The sequence below is a fragment of the Ancylobacter sp. GW821-FHT10E12 genome (assembly GCF_058809335.1).
Map to the genome: position 1 here is coordinate 19,794 of NZ_JBXASN010000027.1, position 22,145 is coordinate 41,938.

Annotated in this window: 22 protein-coding genes; 12 read left to right on the top strand and 10 right to left on the bottom strand. The window is 67.2% G+C overall.

Features of this window, described 5'->3' with window-relative positions:
* Positions 1 to 11: 11 nt before the first annotated feature.
* The 4 genes from fdhE to fdnG all read right to left on the bottom strand — a co-directional run bounded on the left by fdhE (position 12) and on the right by fdnG (position 6,011).
* Positions 12 to 926, bottom strand: coding sequence for a formate dehydrogenase accessory protein FdhE (gene fdhE, locus AC1RU4_RS25145; RefSeq protein WP_492894428.1), 915 nt, complete (start codon positions 924 to 926; stop codon positions 12 to 14).
* Positions 927 to 1,101: 175 nt separating this feature from the next.
* Positions 1,102 to 1,833, bottom strand: a complete 732-nt coding sequence (locus AC1RU4_RS25150; RefSeq protein ID WP_492894430.1) for a formate dehydrogenase subunit gamma — start codon at positions 1,831 to 1,833, stop codon at positions 1,102 to 1,104.
* 93 nt (positions 1,834 to 1,926) lie between these two features.
* Positions 1,927 to 2,913, bottom strand: a complete 987-nt coding sequence (gene fdxH, locus AC1RU4_RS25155) for a formate dehydrogenase subunit beta (protein WP_492894432.1) — start codon at positions 2,911 to 2,913, stop codon at positions 1,927 to 1,929.
* An 11-nt stretch (positions 2,914 to 2,924) separates the two neighbouring features.
* On the bottom strand, positions 2,925 to 6,011 hold the full coding sequence (gene fdnG, locus AC1RU4_RS25160) for a formate dehydrogenase-N subunit alpha (RefSeq protein WP_492894434.1): 3,087 nt from the start codon (positions 6,009 to 6,011) through the stop codon (positions 2,925 to 2,927).
* Between the two features lie 212 nt (positions 6,012 to 6,223).
* Here fdnG and AC1RU4_RS25165 point away from each other — a divergent pair, with 212 nt between their 5' ends.
* The 3 genes from AC1RU4_RS25165 to selD all read left to right on the top strand — a co-directional run bounded on the left by AC1RU4_RS25165 (position 6,224) and on the right by selD (position 9,276).
* Entirely contained in the window at positions 6,224 to 6,928 is a 705-nt protein-coding gene (locus AC1RU4_RS25165) for a TlpA family protein disulfide reductase (protein ID WP_492894436.1), read from the top strand.
* Positions 6,925 to 8,076: a transglutaminase-like domain-containing protein gene (locus AC1RU4_RS25170; RefSeq protein WP_492894438.1), complete on the top strand. Its 1,152-nt coding sequence runs from the start codon at positions 6,925 to 6,927 to the stop codon at positions 8,074 to 8,076. The genes AC1RU4_RS25165 and AC1RU4_RS25170 overlap by 4 nt, the downstream gene beginning before the upstream one ends.
* A 135-nt stretch (positions 8,077 to 8,211) precedes the next feature.
* Positions 8,212 to 9,276, top strand: coding sequence for a selenide, water dikinase SelD (gene selD, locus AC1RU4_RS25175; protein ID WP_492894440.1), 1,065 nt, complete (start codon positions 8,212 to 8,214; stop codon positions 9,274 to 9,276).
* Here the strand turns inward: selD and AC1RU4_RS25180 are convergent.
* On the bottom strand, positions 9,210 to 9,617 hold the full coding sequence (locus AC1RU4_RS25180; RefSeq protein WP_492894442.1) for a winged helix-turn-helix transcriptional regulator: 408 nt from the start codon (positions 9,615 to 9,617) through the stop codon (positions 9,210 to 9,212). The genes selD and AC1RU4_RS25180 overlap by 67 nt on opposite strands.
* A gap of 164 nt (positions 9,618 to 9,781) precedes the next feature.
* Here AC1RU4_RS25180 and AC1RU4_RS25185 point away from each other — a divergent pair, with 164 nt between their 5' ends.
* Both AC1RU4_RS25185 and AC1RU4_RS25190 read left to right on the top strand, forming a co-directional pair.
* Positions 9,782 to 10,636, top strand: a complete 855-nt coding sequence (locus AC1RU4_RS25185) for an SDR family oxidoreductase (protein WP_492894444.1) — start codon at positions 9,782 to 9,784, stop codon at positions 10,634 to 10,636.
* Between the two features lie 38 nt (positions 10,637 to 10,674).
* On the top strand, positions 10,675 to 11,166 hold the full coding sequence (locus AC1RU4_RS25190) for a cupin domain-containing protein (protein WP_492894446.1): 492 nt from the start codon (positions 10,675 to 10,677) through the stop codon (positions 11,164 to 11,166).
* Here the strand turns inward: AC1RU4_RS25190 and AC1RU4_RS25195 are convergent.
* Positions 11,156 to 12,055, bottom strand: a complete 900-nt coding sequence (locus AC1RU4_RS25195) for a LysR family transcriptional regulator (RefSeq protein ID WP_492894448.1) — start codon at positions 12,053 to 12,055, stop codon at positions 11,156 to 11,158. The genes AC1RU4_RS25190 and AC1RU4_RS25195 overlap by 11 nt on opposite strands.
* A gap of 139 nt (positions 12,056 to 12,194) precedes the next feature.
* On the opposite strand from AC1RU4_RS25195, the gene AC1RU4_RS25200 reads away from it, so the two are divergent.
* Complete coding sequence (locus AC1RU4_RS25200) at positions 12,195 to 13,379, top strand: MFS transporter (RefSeq protein ID WP_492894450.1); 1,185 nt, start codon at positions 12,195 to 12,197, stop codon at positions 13,377 to 13,379.
* Positions 13,380 to 13,476: 97 nt separating this feature from the next.
* On the top strand, positions 13,477 to 14,067 hold the full coding sequence (locus AC1RU4_RS25205) for a TetR/AcrR family transcriptional regulator (RefSeq protein WP_492894452.1): 591 nt from the start codon (positions 13,477 to 13,479) through the stop codon (positions 14,065 to 14,067).
* 12 nt (positions 14,068 to 14,079) lie between these two features.
* Here AC1RU4_RS25205 and AC1RU4_RS25210 read toward each other — a convergent pair whose 3' ends face one another.
* From AC1RU4_RS25210 to AC1RU4_RS25225, 4 genes are all read right to left on the bottom strand, one after another.
* On the bottom strand, positions 14,080 to 15,360 hold the full coding sequence (locus AC1RU4_RS25210; protein WP_492894454.1) for a TRAP transporter large permease: 1,281 nt from the start codon (positions 15,358 to 15,360) through the stop codon (positions 14,080 to 14,082).
* On the bottom strand, positions 15,360 to 15,881 hold the full coding sequence (locus AC1RU4_RS25215) for a TRAP transporter small permease (protein WP_492894456.1): 522 nt from the start codon (positions 15,879 to 15,881) through the stop codon (positions 15,360 to 15,362). Before AC1RU4_RS25215 ends, AC1RU4_RS25210 begins: the two co-directional genes overlap by 1 nt.
* 104 nt (positions 15,882 to 15,985) lie before the next feature.
* Complete coding sequence (locus tag AC1RU4_RS25220) at positions 15,986 to 16,972, bottom strand: TRAP transporter substrate-binding protein (RefSeq protein ID WP_492894458.1); 987 nt, start codon at positions 16,970 to 16,972, stop codon at positions 15,986 to 15,988.
* A 76-nt stretch (positions 16,973 to 17,048) separates the two neighbouring features.
* Positions 17,049 to 17,843, bottom strand: a complete 795-nt coding sequence (locus AC1RU4_RS25225) for a 2-keto-4-pentenoate hydratase (protein ID WP_492894460.1) — start codon at positions 17,841 to 17,843, stop codon at positions 17,049 to 17,051.
* Between the two features lie 106 nt (positions 17,844 to 17,949).
* Between AC1RU4_RS25225 and AC1RU4_RS25230 the strand changes: the two genes are divergently transcribed.
* From AC1RU4_RS25230 to AC1RU4_RS25250, 5 genes are read left to right on the top strand one after another with little or no spacing between them, the layout of a single operon-like run.
* On the top strand, positions 17,950 to 18,627 hold the full coding sequence (locus AC1RU4_RS25230) for a GntR family transcriptional regulator (RefSeq protein ID WP_492894462.1): 678 nt from the start codon (positions 17,950 to 17,952) through the stop codon (positions 18,625 to 18,627).
* A gap of 43 nt (positions 18,628 to 18,670) precedes the next feature.
* Positions 18,671 to 19,510, top strand: a complete 840-nt coding sequence (kduI, locus tag AC1RU4_RS25235) for a 5-dehydro-4-deoxy-D-glucuronate isomerase (protein ID WP_492894464.1) — start codon at positions 18,671 to 18,673, stop codon at positions 19,508 to 19,510.
* Positions 19,507 to 20,274: a 2-dehydro-3-deoxy-D-gluconate 5-dehydrogenase KduD gene (gene kduD / locus AC1RU4_RS25240; RefSeq protein ID WP_492894466.1), complete on the top strand. Its 768-nt coding sequence runs from the start codon at positions 19,507 to 19,509 to the stop codon at positions 20,272 to 20,274. Before kduI ends, kduD begins: the two co-directional genes overlap by 4 nt.
* A gap of 9 nt (positions 20,275 to 20,283) precedes the next feature.
* A complete protein-coding gene (locus AC1RU4_RS25245; protein WP_492894468.1) occupies positions 20,284 to 21,180 on the top strand; it encodes an SMP-30/gluconolactonase/LRE family protein in 897 nt (298 codons plus the stop codon).
* A complete protein-coding gene (locus AC1RU4_RS25250) occupies positions 21,177 to 22,040 on the top strand; it encodes an NAD-dependent epimerase/dehydratase family protein (protein ID WP_492894470.1) in 864 nt (287 codons plus the stop codon). The genes AC1RU4_RS25245 and AC1RU4_RS25250 overlap by 4 nt, the downstream gene beginning before the upstream one ends.
* Positions 22,041 to 22,145: the final 105 nt, after the last annotated feature.

Below are 22,145 nucleotides of genomic sequence, written 5' to 3' on the forward strand. Positions count from 1 at the left end.
GCCGCCTCCCCTCAATAGCCGATCAGGAACGGATTGAAGGCGGCGCGGCGATAAGGCCCGCCCTGCATCATCAGGTCCAGCGGCAGGCTGCCGAGATCGTCGGCCACCGCCTCCATCGACGGGTCCCTGTGCTGGTGGAGCACCTTCACATAGGTGCGGCACTCGTCGCAGGTCTCGGCCTTCACCGTGCCGGGGCCACCCTCGACCTCCTGGTAGCCGATACCCTTGGTGGAGCCGCAGGACACGCATTTGATGCGGACATAGTTCCACAGCGTGCCGCACAGCTCGCAGGCGCAGAAGCGGTTGCCATGGGCGGTCGGCCATTCGACGATCAGCGAGGCGACCGGCGGGCCGCCGCAGGCCGGGCACACCGCAGTCTCGCTCATCGGCTGCAGCGTGGCGGCGTCGAGCGTCGCGGCGTGCCGCGCCGCCAGCACCTGCAGCCCGGCGGCGAGGAAGGCATGCTCGGCCAGCGCCTCCATCGGGATGGCATGCGAGAGCACGTTGGCGGCGATTTCCGCCCGCAGCTCCGCGCCCGCCCGCGCCACCCGGTCCAGCGCCGCGCTGGCCGCCTCCGGCATGGGCCGGCGCGCGGCGGCATCGAACAGCGCGTCGAGCGTCGGGGCCAGCGCCGGGTCATGGGCGAGCGCCGCGCGGTCGAGCGGCGGCATGCCGAATTCGAGCGCGCGGGCGAGGCTCGCGGCCGGCAGCGGCGCCGGGGCCGGCTGGCTGGCGACCAGCCCGGCCTGCGCATCGACGATGCCGGCGACGAAATCGAGATAGGGCTTGGCCGGGCTCACCGCCGCATAGGCGCGCAGGCGCCGGGCGCGGATGACGAACAGCGAAGACGGATCGGGCGCCACCGCGAAGGGCGGAGTGGAGACGTCGCCGATGGCGGTCGGATCGGGCTGGATATCGGAATTCATCGGGCTCCTCACGAACCGGACCGGTCACGTGGTCGGGCAAACGCGGATAGGCAACGCTCAAACAGGCCGCACGGATCCGCGCGGTGTTTCCGAAAGGCCGGACCGGCTTGCCGGCATCGCCTCGGCGGATGGAGCGGCGGCATCCCCTCGCGGGCGCCGCCGATCCGGTTCGGCCTCACTCGGCCGGCGTGCCCGGCCGGCCGGAGGCGGCACCGCCACCAGGCTTGCCGATCACCGGCTTGCCCACCAGCTCGCGCAGCCATTTGCGATGGTGGCGCCAGGCCCAGCCGCCGGTGACATGGCCGCTGGTCATGGCGCTGATGGTGCCCTTCACCCAGATCGCCGCATAGACATGGACGATCCACACGCAGATGGCGAAGATCGCCGTCGCCGAATGGATGAGAACGGCGATCCGCTTCTGCTCGATGGTGGTGAACGTGGAGAAATACTGGTCCCAGATCACGATGCCGCTGGTGATCAGCACCAGGATCAGCGCCGACATCGACCAGAACACGAATTTCTGGCCGGCATTATATTTGCCGACTTCCGGCATCTTCTCCTCGCGGCCCGCCAGCAGGTCGCCGGAATGCGCCACCCAGGTGACGTCCTCCCGCGCCGGCAGGTTGGCGCGCCAGAAGCGCAGGAACAGGCCGGAGAAGGAGAAGAACAGCACCACGCCGATCCACGGGTGCAGGATGCGCGTCATCTGCCCGCCGCCGAACAGGCCGGTGAGAAAGAACAGCCAGGGCGTGAACAGGGCGAGGCCGGACAGCGCCAGCAGCACCAGGCTGGTGGCGGTGATCCAGTGGTTGACGCGGGCCGCCGCCGTGTAGCGGTCCACCGTCACCGGGTGGCCGGCATGCACCGCATCGCCCGGCTCCACATCCTCGGCGGGCTCCGGGACCATGCGAAGATCCGGCGTTGCGCGAAAATCGGAAGGCGCGGGAACATCCGAGGGCGCGCCGAGATTCGAGACGTGGAGGTCCTTCGAATCCATGACCTATCCCCTTTCGCCCGGCATCGACGTGGTGGATGGCGGCGGAGCCGGCCGGGTTCCGGCGAGCTTCTCGGCATTCTCCTCGTCTTCCTCCGAGACCCTGTTGGGCCCGGCGACGAAATAGTGCAGCGCGCCGGCCGCCGCCGCGACGCCCATCAGCGCCAGCCCCATATATTTGGTGATGCCCTTCCAGGTTTCCACGATCGGCGAGATGCGCGGATTGTCGGGCAGGCCGGCATAGATGGACGGCTTGTCGGCGTGGTGCAGCACATACATCACATGGGTGCCGCCGACGCCCTGCGGGTCGTAGAGCCCGGCATTGGCGAAGCCGCGCGATTTCAGGTCCTTGATGCGGAAATCCGCCCAGCCCTTCATCTCCTGCTTGGTGCCGAACACGATGGCCTGGGTCGGGCAGGCCTTCTGGCAGGCCGGCCCCTGCCCCACCGCCACGCGGTCGGAGCACAGCGTGCATTTATACGCCGTGTGGTCGACCTTGGAGATGCGCGGGATGTTGAACGGGCAGCCCTTGATGCAATAGCCGCAGCCGATGCAGTTCTCGTGCTGGAAATCGACGATGCCGTTCGAGTACTGCACGATGGCGCCGGGCGAGGGGCAGGCCTTCAGGCAGCCCGGATCCTCGCAATGCATGCAGCCATCCTTGCGGATGAGCCATTCGAGATTCTCGGTCTCGGGGTTCTCCCACTCGGTGAAGCGCATCAGCGTGAAGCTGTTCTCGGTCAGGTCCATGGGGTTGTCGTAGACCCCGTGGTTGAAGCCGATCTCCTCGGTGAGCTGGTTCCATTCCAGGCACGCGGCCTGGCAGGCCTTGCAGCCGATGCATTTGGTGACGTCGATCAGCTTGGCGATCTCGGTGAGCCGCTCGGCCGGCGGCGTCACCGTGGAAGCCGACCGGCGCATGATGTCCTTCTCGCCGAAGCGGGGCGAGGCGGCGGCCGGATCGACGCTGGGGTTGGGAAGCGGAGGAAACATGCGCCTTCTCCCTATGCCACCGGCCCGGTGGACGCTTCGATATTGACGAGGAACGCCTTGAATTCCGGCGTCTCGATATTCGCGTCGCCCACGAAGGGGGTGAGGTTGTTGGCGCCGAAGCCCTTGCGCGCCGCCCCGACGAAGCCCCAGTGGATCGGGATGCCGACCACATGGACCGTCTTGCCGTCGCAGGTCATCGGCTTGATGCGCTTGGTGACCACCGCCTTGGCGAAGATCTGGCCGCGCTTCGACCACACCCGCACCCAGCCGCCCTTGGTGATGCCCTTCTCCTTCGCCAGTTCCTCGGAGATCTCCACGAAGCCTTCCGGCTGCAGGACCGCGTTCACATGGTTGTTCTTGGTCCAGTAGTGGAAATGCTCGGTGAGCCGGTAGGAGGTCGCCGCATAGGGGAAGTCCGGCGAGGCGGTCTTGGCGAACTGCTCCCAGTCGTCCTTGAACACCCGCGCCACCGGATTGCCGACGATCTTCGGGGCGATCACGTTGACGACCGGGCTCTCGAACGGCTCGTAATGCACCGGGAACGGCCCGTCCCGCATCATCCGGCGCACGAACAGGCGCCCGACGCCCTCCGGGTTCATGATGAAGGGGCCGACATCCCTAGGCTTGGCGGTCGGCGCGATGTCCGGCACGTCGTAGCCGCTCCACTTGGCGCCGTCCCACTCGATCAGCTTGCGGGACGGGTCCCACGGCTTGCCGTCGAGGTCGCAGGAGGCGCGGTTGTAGAGGATGCGCCGGTTCGCCGGCCAGGCGAACGACCATTTCAGGTAGGCGCCGGTATTGTCCGGGTCGGAATTGTCCCGGCGCGCCATCGCGTTGCCGGCCTCGGTGAAGCAGCCGGAGAAGATCCAGCAGCCGCCCGCCGTGGTGCCGTCGTCGCGATACTGGCCGAAACCCGACAATTGCTTGCCGGCTTCCAGCAGCTTCTTGGAGGGATCGGCCGGGTCGGGAACGTCCACGAGCGCCGAGCCGTTCATCTCCCTGGCGAGCTCTTCCGGCGTCGGCTCGTTCGGATCCTTGTAGGACCAGTTGAGATTGACGATCGGGTCGGGGAAGGCGCCGCCCTCCTTCTTGTAGAGCTCCTTCAGCCGCAGGTGGATCTGCGCCATGATCCAGGTGTCGGTGCGCGCCGCGCCGGGAGGCGAGCCGCCGGCCCAGTGCCATTGCAGCCAGCGGCCGGAATTCACCAGCGACCCCTCGTCCTCGGCGAAGCAGGTGGTGGGGAGCTGGATCACCTCGGTCTTGATGCTGGCGGGATCGGCCTTGTTGTAGACGCCGTGATTCTCCCAGAAGCGGGCGGTCTCGGTCTGCAGCGGATCCATGATCACCAGCAGCTTGAGCTTCCCCAGCGCCTCGGCGAGCTTGGCCTTGTTGGGGAAGGCCATCAGCGGATTGAAGCCCTGGCAGATGTAGTTGTTCATCTTGCCCTGCTTCATCAGCTCGAAAGCCCGCAGGATGTCGTAGGTCGGCACGTCGAGCTTGGGCAGGTACTGGTAGGCCCAGTCGTTCTCCACCGTGGCGGCGGAGCCGTACATGGACTTCATGAAGCTGACGAAGAACTTCTTGTAGTTCTGCCAGTAGCTCATCTGGTTCGGCCGCAGCGGCTTGAACCCGCGCGTCGACATGTAGCTGGCGAAGTCCGGCTCCTTCTCGGTGGCGAGGTTCAGGTAGCCGGGCAGCATGTTGGACATGAGCCCGAGATCGGTCAGCCCCTGGATGTTGGAATGGCCGCGCAGCGCATTCATGCCGCCGCCGCGCACCCCGATATTGCCGAGGATGAGCTGCAGCATCGCCATGCCGCGGATATTCTGCGCCCCCTTGGAATGCTGGGTCCAGCCGAGCGCATACATCGAGGTCATGGTCTTGGTCGGCGAGGAGCACTCGCCGATCATCTGCGCGATATGCAGGAACTTGTCCTTCGGCGTGCCGCAGATGCGCTCGACCATCTCGGGCGTATAGGTGGCGACATGCTGCTTGAGCAGGTTCCACACGCAGCGCGGATGCGTCAGCGTATCGTCGACCACCGCATAGCCGTCCGGCCCGATCTCGTATTCCCAGCTGTCGCGGTTGTAGTCGCGCTTGGCCTCGTCATAGCCGGTGAACAGGCCGTCCTGATAGGCGAAGCCCTCCTTCACCAGATAGGAGGCATTGGTGAAGGCCTTGGCATAATCCCACTGCACCTTGTCGTTCTGGATGCAGTAATTTATCAGCCCCATCAGGAAGGCGATGTCGCTGCCCTGGCGGATCGGCGCGTAGTAATCCGCCACCGACGCCGAGCGGGTGAAGCGCGGGTCGACGACGATGAGCTTGGCGCCACGGTTGGCTTTCGCCTCGGTGACCCACTTGAATCCGCACGGATGCGCTTCGGCGGCATTGCCGCCCATGATCACCACGAGATCCGTGTTCCGAATGTCGGTCCACGAATTGGTCATTGCGCCACGGCCGAATGTTGGGGCGAGACTCGCCACCGTCGGGCCGTGTCAGACGCGCGCCTGGTTGTCGAAAACCACCATTCCCGTGCTTCGCACCACCTTGTAGGTGGCGAAGGCGGTCTCGTTTGTGGTCGCCGACGCCGCCAGCATGCCGGTGGTGATCCAGCGGTTGACGGTGACGCCGTCCTTGTTGGTGGCGACGAAATTGGCGTCGCGATCGTCCTTCATGGCGCGGGCGATCTTGTCGAGCGCCGCGTCCCAGGAGATCGGCTCGAACGTGTCGGAGCCGGCCTTGCGCAGCATCGGCTCGGTGAGGCGCGTCTCCGACTTGACGATGCTGAGCAGCGCGGCGCCCTTCGGGCACAGGGTGCCGCGATTGGTCGGGTGGTCGGCGTCGCCCTCCACATGGACGATCTCGGCCTTCTCGCCCTTCCGAAGGTCGCCCTTCGAGAACAGGATGATGCCGCAGGCGACCGAACAATAGGTGCAGGTGTTGCGGGCCTCGGTGGTGTTGGCCAGGTGGAACGGCTTGACGTGGGCGGCGACCGCCGCTTCCGCCTCGCCGAAGCCGAAGGCCCCGAGCGTACTACCCGCTATGCCTGCACCCGACGTGCGCAGGAACGCGCGACGCGAGAGCTCCATGTTCATGCTAATTCTCCCGGACCCTGGGCGATGCCGTGTCTTCCCTATGGTGAGATAGGGATATCCGATCAGGGGACGCTATTTTTTAGCTCCTCCAATGTCAAATCATCTAAAGTCGAGCCGCACCAAAAAGATTTGATATTCCAGATGCTTCCGCCGTGCGATTTCGCAACGGCGCTGCTGCGGCGCACAATCGGGCGCCCCAAACCATGGGATGATTGACGAGCGCGGGCCGCTGTCGGCAGGATCGTTCCGTGCTCGACAGATCGGCTCCCGCGTGTCGGGGCTCCGCACCGTTCATTTTTTCGATTTTTCTCGTGGCGCTCGCGGCGGTTGCGGCCGATGCGGCCGCGCAGGGCCTGCCCGACTCGCCGCTGCCGCGCGGCGCTCCGGTGCCGTCGCTGTCGCTCGGCTCGCTCGACCATGGCCCGCAGCAGCTTGCTGCACTGCGAGATCGCGCGGTGCTCGTTCACTTCTTCGCGACATGGTGCGAGCCCTGCCGCGAGGAGATGGCGGCGCTGCGCCGGCTCTCCAGTCGCATGGGAGCAATGCCGCGAGGAACCCGCTTCGCGATTCTCGCGGTCGATGTCGGCGAGCCGGAAACCCGGATCCGCCGGTTCTTCGCCGCCGATCCCGTGCCCTTCCCCATCCTGCTCGATGAGGACCGCGCCGCGATGAAGGCGTGGAAGGTCGAGTTCTTCCCCACCAGCTATGTGCTCGCCCCCGACCACACGCTCCGCCTCTATGCCGCCGGCCCGGTCGACTGGGACGACCCGCGCGCCGTGGCGAATCTGGAAGCGCTGATTTCCGACCCGCCCCTCGCTGACCCGCCCCTCGCCGGCGCACCGCCCGCCGGCTCGCCGGCCCGGCCGGCGCCCGCCCAGCCCGCCTTGCCTGAAACCTCCGGGAGCCATCAACAATGACCAGCCGTCGCGACCTGCTGAAAGCCGGCGCCGCCTTCGCCGCCGCCGCCTTCGCCCTCCCCCGCCACGCCCTTGCGCAAACCGCCGCAACGCCTGCCGCCGCAACGTCTGCTGCAACCGCGACCTTCGCGCCAAAGCCCGGCAACTGGCGTAATTTCGAGGTGGTGACCACGCTCGACATTGCGCCGGTCGACGGCAAGGCCGGCCCGGCCCAGGCCTGGGTGCCATTGCCCGCCTTCGCCGCCGACGACTGGTTCAAGCCGGCCGGCAGCAGCTGGAAGACCAATGCCCGCAGCGCCGAGATCGTGAAGGACCCGCATTACGGCGCGCAGATGCTGCACCTGACATGGGCGCAGGGCGAGGCCGACCCGAAGGTGGAGATCACCTCCAAATTCGCCACCCGCGACCGCGCCACCGATTTCGCCAGGCCGGGGCCCATCGCCCCGCTGTCGGCGGACGACCGCGCGCTGTTCCTCAGGGCCACCGACCTCATCCCCACCGACGGGCTGGTGAAGGCGACCTCGGACAAGATCATTGCCGGCAAAGCGACCGATATCGAGAAGGCCCGCGCCATCTATGAATGGGTGGTGGACAACACCTATCGCAATGCCGCCACCCGCGGCTGCGGCACCGGCGACATCGCCTCGCTGCTGGCGAGCGGCAATCTCGGCGGCAAATGCGCCGATCTCAACGCGCTGTTCGTCGGCCTCAACCGCGCCGCCGGCATCCCGGCCCGCGACCTCTACGGCCTGCGCGTCGCCCCCTCCGCCTTCGGCTACAAGAGCCTCGGCGCCAACTCGCCGACGGTGAGCAAGGCCCAGCACTGCCGCGCCGAGGTGTGGCTGGAGGGTTTTGGCTGGGTGCCGGCGGACCCGGCCGACGTGCGCAAGGTGGTGCTCGAGGAGCCGCCGGGGAAGAACGCCGTCGACGACGCCAGGGTGGTCGCCGCCCGCAAGACGCTGTTCGGCGCCTGGGAGGGCAACTGGCTCGCCTATAATGACGGCCACGACGTCGCCCTGCCGGGTTCCTCGGGACCCAGGCTCGGCTTCCTGATGTACCCGCAGGCCGAGGTCGCCAGCCTGCGGCACGACTGCCTCGACCCGGACGCCTTCACCTATTCGATCAAGGCCAGCGAGATCAGCGCCTGATCGGCCTGATCATACATCCAGGGCCCGCAAATCGGGCTCATCATACACCTCACTGCACTCACCGACGGCCCCTCTCCCGGCAGGGGAGAGGGGCAGCGGGGGCCTCGCCTCCCGCCCCTCACAGGGAATTCCGCCATGCTCGACAAGCCGACCGAAGACGTCCCGTTCCGCCTTACCAGCCTCGCCCATGGCGGCGGCTGCGGCTGCAAGCTCGCCCCCTCGGTTCTGCGGGAACTTCTGTCGGAACAGGTACTTAGCGGTCCCTTCGAGCGGCTTCTCGTCGGCACCGAGACCGGCGACGACGCCGCGGTGTGGCAGCTCGACGACGATACCTGCCTGATCGCCACCACCGATTTCTTCATGCCGATGGTGGACGACCCCTATGAATTCGGCCGCATCGCCGCCACCAACGCCATCTCCGACGTCTACGCCATGGGTGGCAAGCCATTGATGGCACTCGCGATTCTTGGCATTCCGCTCGGCAGGCTGCCCACCCCGATGGTGCGCGACATCCTGCGCGGCGGCGCCGGCATCGCCAATGAGGCCGGCATCCCGGTCGCCGGCGGCCATTCCATCGATTCGCCCGAGCCGATCTACGGCCTCGCGGTGATCGGCACCGCCCGGCCAGAGCACATCCGCCGCAACAGCACCGCCAGGGACGGCGACGTGCTGATCCTCACCAAGTCCTTGGGAATAGGCATCTATTCCGCCGCCTTCAAGAAGCAGGCGCTGGACGGGGCCGCCTATGCCGAGATGATCGGCTCGATGACCAGGCTCAACCGCATCGGCGCCGAGCTGGGCAAGAAGCCGGACGTGCACGCGGTGACCGACGTCACCGGCTTCGGCATTCTCGGCCATGGGCTGGAAATGGCGCGCGGCTCCGGCCTGGCGCTGCATCTCGACGCCGCCGCCCTGCCGCTGCTGGAACAGGCGGAACCCCTGTCGCAGCAAGGCTTTGTCACCGGCGCCTCGCACCGCAACTGGGCTAGCTACGGCGAGGCGGTCGCCCTGCCGGAAGGTTTCCCCGACTGGCGCCGCCACCTGCTCACCGATCCGCAGACCTCCGGCGGCCTGCTGGTCGCCAGCGCGCCGGACGCCGCCGGGGCGCTGCTCGCCGACATCCGCGCCGCCGGCTATCCGGCCGCCGCGATCGTCGGCCGGCTGGAGGCGGGAGAGCCGTCGATCGTCGTTTCCGGCTGACGGCGCGCCTGCTTCACCGCGACATGGTTGGCCTCCGCCCAGGCGATCAGCGCCCCGAGCGGCACCATCAGCGAGCGGCCAAGCTCGGTCAGTTCATAGTCCACGCGCGGCGGCACGGTGGCGAACACCGTGCGCGAGATCAGCCCGTCGGCCTCCAGCGAGCGCAGCGTCTGCGTCAGCATGCGTTGGGAAATATCGGGAATCGCCCGCCGCAGCTCGGAAAAGCGCCGCTTCGCCGCCTCAAGCTCCATCAGTACCAGCACGCTCCAGCGGTCGCCGATGCGGTCGAGCAGCGAGCGTGTGGGACAGGCGTCCCCGAGATCGATCCATTCCGGCTTCATCGCCCACTCCGTTCCGGCCGGCCGCAACGGGGCCAATGGTTACCGCGCGCATACCGAGGCACTTCAAAAACCGTTCTTGCGCCTTAGGCACGGATGAGCATGTTAGTCTCATTCAGTAACCAAAGACAGCCCTCGCGGGCTCGTCCGCCGAAGGATACCGCATCATGATCGTCATCACCGCCGCGAGCGGCAAGCTCGGCACCGCGCTCGCCGACGCGCTCGCCGCCAAGGGCCTCGCCACGGGCGTGCGTCTCGCCGTCCGCTCGCCGGAAAAGCTCTGTGATCGCAAGGCGCAGAGCTTCGAGGTGATCGCCGCCGACTACGACGACCCCGCGAGCCTGAAGGCCGCCTTCGCCGGTGCGACGGTCGCGGTGATCATCTCCGGCGCGGGGCCGAACGCGGTACGCATCGCCCAGCACCACAACGCCGTCGAGGCGGCCAGGGCAGCCGGCGTGGCACGCATCGTCTATACCAGCGCCACCAACCCGGTCGCCGCCAGCGCCTTCGACTGGGCCAAGGCGCATGAGGCCACGGAAGCCGAACTGAAGGCCTCCGGCCTCGCCTATACGATCCTGCGCGACAATTCCTATTTCTCCAACAATGACGCGCTGTTCGCCGGCGCCAGGGAGAGCGGCGTGCTGCCCTTCCCCGGCATCGACGCCAAGGTCGCCTATGTCTCGCACCAGGACGTGGCGGATGCGATCGTCGGCGCCGTCACCGGCACCGGCCACGAAAACAAGGTCTATGAGATCGCCGGCAGCGAGGCCTATAGCGCGGTCGACCTCGCCGCCATCCTCGCAGAGCTGACGGGCCGGGAAATCAAGGCGCTCGACGTGCCGGTCGCGGCCTTCGAGGCGAAGTTCCGCGAGATGGGCCTGCCGGAATTCGTGGTCGCCGGCGTCGGCAGCTTCTACGCGGCGCTCGGCGCCGGCGAATATGCCGCGACGTCCAACGATGTCGAACGCCTCGCCGGCCGGCCCTCGACCAGCGCCCGCGACTATCTCAAGGCCTTCGCCTGACGGCGCCGGGATTGCATCCCGGACATGGACGGGTTCGGATGGGCGACCAACCGGACCCGGACATCATGAGCTTCCGCTTCCTGCACGCGCATGCCGACGAACCCGCCATCGCGGTGCCGGCCATCGGCCTCATCCTGCGCGTGCCGCTGCCGCCGTCGGCGAGCGGCGGCGCCGTCACCGCCATCGAGACGACCAATGCGCCGGGCTTCGGCCCGCCGCTGCACCGTCATCGCGAGACCGAAATATTCCGCGTGCTGGAGGGACGCTACCTGTTCGAATGCGACGGCCGGCGCTTCGAGGCCGGAGCCGGCGACGTGGTGACCATCCCCGGCGGCGCGGCGCACGCCTTCGTCAACATCACCAACCGGCCGGCGAAACAGTTCATTCTCATCCTGCCCGGCCTCGACGCCGTCGCCTTCTTCACCGGCCTCGCCGGGGTGATGCAGGACGGAGTGCCGGATTCCGCAAAGCTCGACGCCTTCGGCACGGCATGGGGCGTCGAGTTCCTCGGGCCGCCGCTCACCCCTTGATGCGGTCGACGAGAAACTCGACGAAGGCGCGGATGCGCGCGTCGAGATGGGCGTGGCCGGCATAAACCGCGCTGATCTGCTCGATATCCCCCGCGTTGTAGTCCTCGAGCACCGGCACCAGCGTGCCCGCGGCGATGTCCGGCCGGACATGGAACTCGCCGATGCGGGCCAGCCCCAGCCCTTCCAGCGCCAGGCGACGCAGCGTGGTGCCGCTATTGCCCTCGAAATTGCCGACGATAGGCCGGACGAACGACACGGCGGTCGCCGGATCGCGGAACGGCCAATCGTCGAGGCTGCGGCGGAAATTGAAGCGCAGGCAATTGTGCCGGTCGAGATCGGCCGGCGTCTGCGGCACGCCATGGCGATCGAGATAGCCGGGCGAGGCGACGATCAACCGCCGGCTGTCGAGCAGGCGCCGGGCCTTGAGCGCCGAATCACGCAGCGGGCCGGTGCGGATCGCGAGATCGGTGCGCTCGCCGAACAGGTCGATGACGCTGTCGGTGAGCGACAGGTCGAGCTCGACCCGAGGGAACCGGGCCAGGAAGCTCGGGATCAGCGGCACCAGATAATGCTCGCCGAACGCCACCGAGGCCGATACCCGCAGACGCCCGCGCGGCTCGACCGCCGCACCGGCCGCCACCTGCCGCTCGGCCTCCTCGATCTCGGCGAGAATGCCGCGGGCGCGGGCGACATAGGCCTCGCCCTCGGCGGTGAGCACCAGCGCGCGGGTGGAGCGCAGCAGCAACCTTACCCCGAGCCGCGCCTCGACGCGGGCGACGATCTTGCTCACCGCCGAGGGCGACAGGCGCATGAAGCGGCCGGCAGCGGAGAAACTGCCGCGGTCCGCAACCTCCACCAGAACCTGCATTTCACCGGCGCGATTATCCATGACTACCTATCTTTGAAATTTATTCACAAATCTTGATCCAGCTTTTGGAATAAACAAGGGGGAATGCGCGCTCCATAGTTACGGCAACACAATTGTCCCATTGGCGCGCCGCCTGGCGGATGCGCCCGGAGCTCGCCCCATGCCCATCGCCCTGTTCGCCCTCACCGTCGCGGCCTATGCCATCGGCACGACGGAATTCGTCATCGTCGGCCTGCTGCCCACCGTCGCCACCGATCTCCAGATCGACCTGCCGCTCGCCGGGCTGATCGTCAGCGTCTATGCGCTCGGCGTCACCTTCGGCGCACCCATCCTCACCGCGCTCACCGGCACCATCCCCCGCAAGCCGCTGCTGCTCGGGCTGATGGCGCTGTTCATCGCCGGCAATGCCGGCGCCGCGCTCAGCCCGGACTATGCGAGCCTTCTGGTGGCGCGGGTCATCTCGGCCTTCGCCCATGGCGTGTTCTTCTCGGTCGGCGCGACCATCGCCGCCGACCTCGTCGCGCCGAACCGGCGCGCCTCCGCCATCGCCATGATGTTCATGGGGCTGACGGTCGCCATCGTCACCGGCGTGCCGCTCGGCACCTTCATCGGCCAGCATTTCGGCTGGCGCGCCACCTTCGCCGGCGTGGCCGGGCTGGGCGTAATCGCCTTCCTCGCCATCGCCTTCCTGCTGCCGGCCAAGCTCTCGCGGCCGGAGCCGGCACATCTGTCCGACCAGATCAAGGTGCTCGGCAGCGGCCGGCTGCTGATCGTCTACGGCATGACCGCGCTCGGCTATGGCGGCACCTTCGTCGCCTTCACCTATCTGGCGGCGATCCTGGAGACGGTAACCGGCTTCTCGGCCAATGCCGTCAGCCTGATCCTGGTCCTCTACGGCGCCGCCATCGCGGCCGGCAACGTCATCGGCGGGCGCGTTGCCGACCGCGATCCGGTCAAGGCGCTGATCGTCCTGTTCGCGGCGCAGGCGCTGGTGCTGGTGCTGTTCGGCTTCACCATGCTGTCGCCGGTGTTGACGCTGGTGACGCTCACCGCGCTCGGCTTCCTGTCCTTCGCCAATGTGCCCGGCCTGCAGATCTACGTGGTCGAGCTGGCCCGCATCCATCGGCCGGGCGCCGTCGATGTCGCCTCGGCGCTGAACATCGCCGCCTTCAATCTCGGCATCGCCCTCGGCGCCTGGGTCGGCGGGCTCGTCGTCGCCTCGCCCTTCGGCCTTGGCGCGACCCCGTTCGTCGGCGCGGCGCTGGTTGCCCTCGCCCTCGCCCTCACCATCTGGAGCGGAGCGCTCGATCGCCGCGCCGCCGCCCCCGCGGCGCAGGCGGCCTGACCCGCCTGCGTATTATCTCTGATTTGCATCATGAATAAAAACTGTTGTTAAAGGAGCGTGTGGAGCCGGGATCGGTGCACCCGGCGGAGGTTTTGAATTGCGTGTTACCCGCGAGAAGGTCGTCGAACATCGGCGCGCGATCCTCGATGCCGCCTCCCGCCTGTTTCGGGAGCGCGGTTTCGTGGATGTCGGGGTCGCCGAGATCATGCAGGCGAGCGGGCTCACCCACGGCGCCTTCTACGGCCATTTCCGCTCCAAGGCGCATCTGGCCGAGGAGGCCTGCCGCGATGCCTTCCTGAAGAGCCTCGCCAAATGGGACAAGGTGCCGGACCTGTGGTCGGTGATCGATCGCTACGTCTCGACCCGCCATCGCGACGAGCCGTCGAAAGGCTGCCCGATCTCCGCCTTCGGTGCCGAAATCTCCCGCCAGCCGGAGCTTGTGCAGCAGGAATATGCCGATGGGCTGCGCCATCAGCTCAAGCGCATCGCCGAACTGCTGCCTCCCGGCGGAACCCCGGAAGAACGCCATGCCGACGCCATCACGCTGATGTCGTCCATGGTCGGGGCGGTGACGCTGGCGCGTGGCCTCAGCAGCACCGATCCGGTTCTGTCGGAGGAGATTTTGGCGTCGGTCCGCGACTCGCTCCGCCGGCACGTCATCGAGCAGGACACGCCGGCGGAACCGTGAGCCGGCATCGCCTCAGCGGAACTGCGCCGGCAGCCAGAGCGAGAGCGCCGGCACATAGGTGACCAGCAGCAGCACGAACACGCTGGCCCCGAAGAACGGCCAGATGGTGCGCATCGCCTCGCGTATGCTGATGCCGCCGACGGCGCAGCCGACGAACAGCACCGTGCCGACCGGCGGGGTGTTCAGCCCGATGCCGGCATTGAGGATCATCACCACCCCGAAATGCACCGGGTCGATGCCGAAGGCCTTCACCACCGGCAGCAGAACCGGCGTGCAGATGATGATCATCGGCGCCATGTCCATGAAGGTGCCGAGGAACAGCAGCACGACATTGATCAGCAGCAGCACCATGATCGGGTCGTCGGAGATCGACCGGATCAACTGGATGGTCGCCTGCTGCACCTGCAGATAGGCCATCAGCCAGCCGAAGGACGCCGCCGCACCGATCACCAGCAGCACCATCGCCGTGGTGCGCACCGCCCCGAGCGTCGCCTCGACGAAGCCGGCCCAGTCCAGTTCGCGATAGACCAGCACCGCCACCAGCAGCGCGTAGAGAACCGCGACGCAGGAGCTCTCGGTGGCGGTGAACACGCCCGAGCGCACGCCGCCGAAGATGATGGCGATGAGCAGCAGGCCCGGAATCGACGAGAGGAAGTAGAAGCCGAGCCGCGAGAAGCCGGGGAACCGCTCGGACGGGTAGCCGCGCTTCACCGCCACCCACCAGGCGGTGATCATCAGCGCCGCCGCCAGCAGCAGCCCCGGCACCACGCCGGCGGTGAACAGGTCGGCCACCGAGACATTGCCGCCGGCGGCGATGGAATAGAGGATCATGTTATGCGAGGGCGGGATCATCAGCGCGATGATCGCCGCGTTCACCGTGACATTGACCGCATAGTCGCGGTCGTAGCCCCGCTTGGCCATTTGCGGGATCATCAGCCCGCCGACCGCCGAGGCGTCCGCCACCGCCGAACCGGAAATGCCGCCGAACAGCGTCGAGGCGACGATGTTCACCTGGCCCAGCCCGCCGCGCAGATGGCCGACGAGACCGGCGGCGAAACGGATGAGCCGCACGGCGATGCCGCCGCGCACCATCAGGTCGCCGGCGAAGATGAAGAACGGGATCGCCATCATCGCGAAGACGTTGATGCCGGAATTGAGCTGCTGGAACACCACGATCGGCGGCAGCCCCATATAGAGCACCGTCAGAAGCGAGGAGATGCCGAGGCAGAAGGCGATGGGCGTGCCGATCGCCATCAGCGCGACGAAGCTGCCGAAAAGAACCAGATGTTCCATCACACCAACTCCGGGGTTGCGGTATCGGCCACCAGCTCGACGCCGAGCAGCGTGTCGACCAGCCGCTCCAGCGCGAACAGGGCGATGAGGATCCCGCCGAGGATCAGGGGAAAGAAGTCGACCCCGCCGGGAAGACCGAGCACCGGTATCGTCGCCGTCCAGGTTCCGATGGCGAGCAGGGTGCCGTACCACGCCATGGCAAGGCCGAAGCCGGCGACGAGCACGAGGCTGGTCAGGTCCATGCTTCGCTGGATCCAGGGCGGCGAGATGTGCCGCACCAGGTCGAGCCCGAGATGCACGCTGTCGCGCACACCGACCGCCGCCCCGAGCAGGATGAACCAGCTCATGAACTGCAGCGAGATCGGCTCCGCCCAATTGGGCGTGTCGTTGAGCATGTAGCGGCCGAATACCTGCCAGCCGACCACCGCCGTCATGGCGACGAGGAGGCAGCCGGCGATCCACAGCGCCGCGGCGGACAGGAATCCCAGCACCCGACGCGCTTGAACGAGGGTGGCATTCATTCCGGCGGCCTCCTTGAAGCGGACATCGGCTCCCGGGCTATCCGCCCGCTCCGCGCCAGCGGCGGGAGCGGGCAATCCGGACCGGGCCGGATTGAGCGGCGCGTTCACTGGACGGCCTGGATGCGCGTCACCAGATCCTTCATCTTCGGATCGGTGACGAACGTGTCGTAGACCGGCTTCATCGCCTCGATGAACGGCGCCTTGTCGACGGTGATGACATTGACGCCGGCGGCGCGGACTTTCGCCTCGGACGCCTTCTCACGCGCCAGCCAGAGCTCGCGCATCTTGGCCACCGAGTCCTTGGCCGCCTGGCGGAGGATCTTCTGATCGTCCGGCGAGAGCTTGTCCCAGCTCGTCTTGGATATCACCAGCGCCTCGGGTGCCAGCGAGTGCTCGGTGAGCGTGTAGTTCTTCGCCACCTCGAAATGGCGCGAGGATTCGTAGGACGGCCAGTTGTTCTCCGCCCCGTCGACCACGCCGGTCTCCAGCGAGGAATAGACCTCGCCGAACGGCATCGGCGTCGCATTGGCGCCGAAGGCCTTCATCATCGCGATCCACAGGTCCGACTGCTGGACGCGGATCTTCATGCCCTTGAGGTCGCCGATCGCCTTGATCGGCTTCTTGGTGGTGTAGAAGGAGCGGGCGCCGGAATCGTAGAAGGCGAGGCCGACCAGCCCGTGCGGCGTGAAGGCGGCGAGGATCTCGTCGCCGATCGGCCCGTCCACCACCTTGTGCATGTGGTCGACGGAGCGGAACAGGAACGGCATGCCCAGCACCTGCGTCTGCGGCACGAGATTGTTGAACGGCGCGGTGTTCACGCGGTTCATGTCGATGACGCCGAAGCGGGTCTGCTCGATCGTGTCCTTCTCGCTGCCGAGCGAGGCGTTGTTGAACACCTTGATGTCGATGCGCCCGTTGGTCCGCTCCTTGACGAGCTTGCCCATATAGATGACCGCCTCGACGGTCGGGTAGCCATCCGGGTGGATGTCGGCGGAGCGCAGGACGGTCTGGGCGCTCGCCGCCGGCGGTGCGAGCATGACCGGGGCCATCGCGACGGCTGTGGCGACGCAGAGAATGCGTGCGAAGTTCATTGGCGTATTCCTCTCCTAGAGTCACAAGCGGCATTTGCTGCCGTCATTGTCCGTAGACGCCGTGCGGCGCCGATGATCAGGCGGCGGCGGAACGCTCCGGTTGGCGCGCATGCACGCGGATGTCGAAGCCGCCGATGCCGGGAAACTCGATGCGGGCCTGCTCACCGATACGCACGTCGTGCACGCCGGTGGTCATGCCGGTGAGCACGACGTCGCCGGCCTTCAGGCGGCGCCCACGCGAGGCGAGCTGGTCGATCAGGAAGGCGACGGCCTCATAAGGCCCGCCCGCGACGCGCGCGGCACTGCCCTCGCCGACGAGTTCACCGGCAATGAAGCTGCGCGAGACGAGGCGCTCCCAGTCGCGCGCCGCCTCGGGCGGAATCTCGGGACCGATCACCGCGCCGGCATTGTTGCCATGGTCGGCGATCACCGCGCCGGGACCAAGCTCGTTGATACTGGCGAGCGGGCTGGAGGCGATCTCCGAGCCGGCATGCAGCGTCGAGAAGGCGGAAATGTCGGCGGCGGTGAGCGGCCCTTCCGGCGCGTCGGCGGTGAGCCGCACCACGAATTCCGCCTCCACCGCGGCGAAACCGCCGGCATAGACGAAGACGTCGGCAACACCGCCGCTGGCCACGTCCTGCACAACATCGGCGAAGACCGGCCCGACGAGGCGCGGCGCCATGTAGCGGTCGCGGAAGGCGGGCGGGATGCCCGCCACCTTCCAGCCGGCAAGACGACGGGGTGTGATCCGCAGCACCTCTTCCTGCACCGCATAGGCCGCGGGCAGGCTGGCGGGCAAGGTGCCGGGAAAGGCGACCAGCGGGCGCGCATCGCGCCGTGCCGCGACAAATTCCTTCGCCGTGCCGGTCATTTAGCCCTCCGCAACGCGGTTTCTTCGTTTTTGGTATGGTAGATACTGCCTCTAGTATGGTAGAAGGTCAAGCAGCAATCGAAACCGACGATGTGGGAGAGTGCGGGTGAACGTGGAGACCGGCGAGGTCGCGGAAAGCAGTGCGCGCCGCATCGAGCGCGAAATCCGCAAGGCCATCATCACGCTGGCCATCCGGCCGGGCTCGCCGCTGTCCGAGCAGGATATCGCCGAACGCTATGCGGTATCCCGCCAGCCGGTGCGGGAGGCATTCATTTCGCTGGCCCGCGCCGGTCTGGTGGAGATCCAGCCGCGGCGCGGCACCTTCGTGGTCAAGATTTCGCTCGACCGCATGCTGGAGGCCCGCTTCATCCGCGAGACGCTGGAAGCCGGCATCGTACGCCGCGCTTGCGAGCGCTTCGACGCGCGGGTGCGCACCCGCATCGACTTCTATCTCGACGCTCAGACGATCGCGGCCGAGGCCGGCCAGCATTACGAATTCCAGCGCGCCGACGAGCTTTTCCACGCCGCGCTCGCCGAGGGTGCCGGCTGCCCGACCGCCTGGTCGGTGATCGACGACATCAAGGCGCATATGGACCGGGTGTGCCACCTCACCCTGCCCTCGGCGACCGCGCTGCCGCATCTGGTCGAGCAGCACCGCGCCATTGTCGCCGCCATCGACGCGCGCGACCCCGACCGCGCCGAAGCCGAACTGAAGGCGCATCTGTCGGAAATCCTGAAGGCCTTGCCGCAGGTGCGCATCGCCCATTCTGACCTGTTCATCTGACAGCGGCCGGTCAACGGCCCGAATTCGCTCAGGGAGAGTACCCATGGATATCCGCCACGCGATCCACCCGGATCAGGCCGAGGTACTGGATACGGCTGGCCTGCGCCGGCATTTCCTCATCGACACCGTGTTCGACGCGGGAGGGATCCGCGCCACCTACTCGCATTACGACCGCATGGTGGTGCTCGGCATAGCCCCGGAAGAAGCGCCGCTTGCCTTCGACGCCGCGCTGGCCGGCGTCGCCGGCGCGGAATTCTTCCTGGAGCGGCGTGAACTCGGCGGCATCAATATCGGCAGCGGCGCGCTGAAGGTGACGGCGGACGGCGAGAGCTTCGTCGTTCAGCCGCAGGAGGCGCTCTATCTCGGCATGGGCACCCGCGACGTGACCTTCGAGAACCTGTCCGCCGCGCGACCGGCGCGCTTCTACGCCAACTCGGCTCCTGCCCACCGGCGCCATCCCAGCCGGATCGTGCGCGAAGCCGAAGCCTCGCCGCAACCCATGGGCAGCCTCGACTCCTCCAACAAGCGCACCATCTTCAAGTATCTGCACCCCGGCGTGCTGCCCACCTGCCAGATTGTGATGGGCCTGACGCGACTGGAGGGTGGCAGCGTGTGGAACACCATGCCCGCCCACACCCATGATCGGCGGATGGAGTCGTATTTCTACTTCGAAGTGGCCCCGGACAGCATGGTGCTGCACCTGATGGGTCGACCGGAGGAGACCCGCCACCTGGTGGTGCGCAACGAGCAGGCGGTGCTCTCGCCGCCCTGGTCGATCCATTCCGGCGCCGGCACCGGCTCCTACGCCTTCATCTGGGCGATGGCGGGCGACAACCAGTCCTTCGCCGACATGGATTTCGTGCCGATGGGAGAGCTGAAATGAGCGGAAACGCCGGGTTGTTCGACCTCACCGGCCACATCGCATTGGTGACCGGCGCCCGCACCGGCATCGGCCGGGCCCTCGCCGAAACACTGGCTGCCGCCGGCGCCGACGTGATCGGCCTTGGCTCGCGCGCCATGCCGGATACCCGCGCGGCGGTCGAGGCGCAGGGCGTGCGGTTTCACGAAGTCGTCCGCGATCTCGAAGCCGGGGGCGACTTCGCCTCCCTGATGACGGAACTCGCCGAGAACTTCGGCACACCGGATATCCTCGTCAACAATGCCGGCATCATCCGTCGCGCCGACCTGCTCGACTTCAGCGAGGAAGACTGGGACGCGGTGATGGCGGTGAACCTGAAGAGCGTGTTCTTTCTCTCGCAGGCTGTTGCACGGAACTGGGCGGCACACGCCACACCGGGGCGCATCATCAATATCGCCTCGCTCCTCTCCTTTCAGGGCGGCATTCGCGTACCGTCATATACCGCCAGCAAGCATGGCGTGCTCGGCCTCACCCGGCTGATGGCCAACGAGCTGGCGCCGAAGGGTATCACCGTGAACGCCATCGCTCCGGGCTATATCGAAACCGACAACACCACGGCGCTACGTGCAGACCATGTACGTAGCCGGCAAATATTAGATCGGATCCCCGCTGGCCGCTGGGGCGTACCGGACGACCTGAAGACCGCCGTGCTTTTCCTCGCCGCGCCGGGCTCCAGCTATGTAACCGGCGCAGTGGTGCCGGTCGACGGCGGCTGGCTGGCGCGCTGAGGTGTGGCGATGAGTGTGGAACCGATGACGCGGCTCCTCGTCGACAGCCGCTGCGAGATCGGCGAATCGCCGCTGTGGGACGCCGCGCGGCGGGCGCTCTACTGGGTCGACATACCTGCCGGCACCGTATTCAGGCTGGATATGGACAGCGGCATGCAGCAGCATTGGTCGTTCGACCGGCCAGTTGGCAGCCTCGGTCTCGCCCGCTCCGGTCGGCTGGTGGTCGCCTGCGGCGGCGCGGTGCTCATGCTCGACACCGAGAGCGGACGGCACCGGATGCTCGCCGAGGTCGAGCCGCGCTTCCCGGAATTCCGTCTCAACGACGGCAAGGTAGGGCCGGACGGCGCCTTCTGGGTCGGATCGATGCATGATGTTCCACCGGATCGGCAACGTCCCGAAGCCTGTCTCTATCGCGTAACCGCCGGCGGCCGGGTCGATCGCAAGATCGATGGGCTGAAAGTCTCGAACGGCCTCGCCTGGACGGCGGATGGGCGCACCCTGTTTCATTCCGACTCGCGCGGCCCGTGGATCGACCGCTGGGACTTCGATCCACGGAGCGGGATGATTGCCGAGCGCACCCGCATCCGCACATTGTCGGAAGCCGAGGGCCGGCCGGATGGTGGCGCGTGCGATGTTGCCGGCATCTATTGGAGTTGCGGCGTCTCGGCCGGTTGCCTCAACGGCTTCGATACCGATGGACGGCTAGCGGCGCGAATCGCCTTGCCGATGCCGGCCCCGACCATGCCCTGCTTTGGTGGCGACGGATTGCACACTCTGTTCCTCACCAGCCTGCGCAAGGGCGTTACGACGGACCGGCTGGGCGCTGTGCCGGAATCCGGCGGGATATTCGCTTTGGATATCGGCGTTGCCGGCGCGCCGATCGCTTTGTTCGAGGATGCCCCATGACCTACCAAACAGCATCGGGTCGCCCCATTCTCCTCACCGGCGCCGCGGGGGCGCTGGGGGCCGTGCTCGCCGCCCGTCTCGCCCGGCCGGATCGACCGCTGGTACTGACCGATATCGTGGAGCCGGCTTATGAGCTGCCGGAACATGCGCATTTCGTCACCGCCGATCTCGCCGATCGCGATGCGGTGCTGCGACTGGGTAACGACTTTGCGGCGATACTCCATTTCGGCGCGGCCTCGACCGAACGCAGCTTCGAGGCAATTCTCGGCCCGAACATAGCCGGCACCCATCATGTGTTCGATCTCGCCCGCGCGGCCGGAGCGCGGGTGCTGTTCGCTTCGTCCAACCATGTAGTCGGCTTCCATCGCCGCGGCGCGAAACTGGACGAGGACTGCGACATGCGCCCGGATGGCTATTATGGGCTGAGCAAGGCCTATGGCGAATTGCTGGCGCGACTCTATTGGGACAAGCACGGGTTGGAGAGCCTATCGATTCGGATCGGAAGCTGCATCGAGCGACCGACGGAGCCTCGCCATCTGTCGACCTGGCTCGGTCTTGAGGATTTGCTTCGTCTGATTGAGGCTGGGCTGTCGCATGAGGCATTGGGTTGCCGGATTGTGTGGGGCGTGTCGGCCAATGCGCGCTCGTGGTGGGTTCGACACGACGATCTCGGCGAGGATCCGGGTCAGGAGGCGGAAAGGTTTGCGCCTGACGTCATCGCCGGGGTGGCGGACGCGGATGCGGTGGCCGCGCTGTACCAGGGCGGAAGTTTTTGCTCAGCCGGCTATGACCGGGCGGCACCATCACCGGAGGAGTTGTTCGGTTGGCGATCGAGGCGTGCGGACGCAGGGCCGGACTAGACCGGTGACGTATGGCCGACCCGCAAACCCGACACCGGCGTTTCGTGAGCGCCAGCTTGCTCGTCCCGGCGGCCCCGTCCGCCCCGCCCCATCCCATCCCGCGGC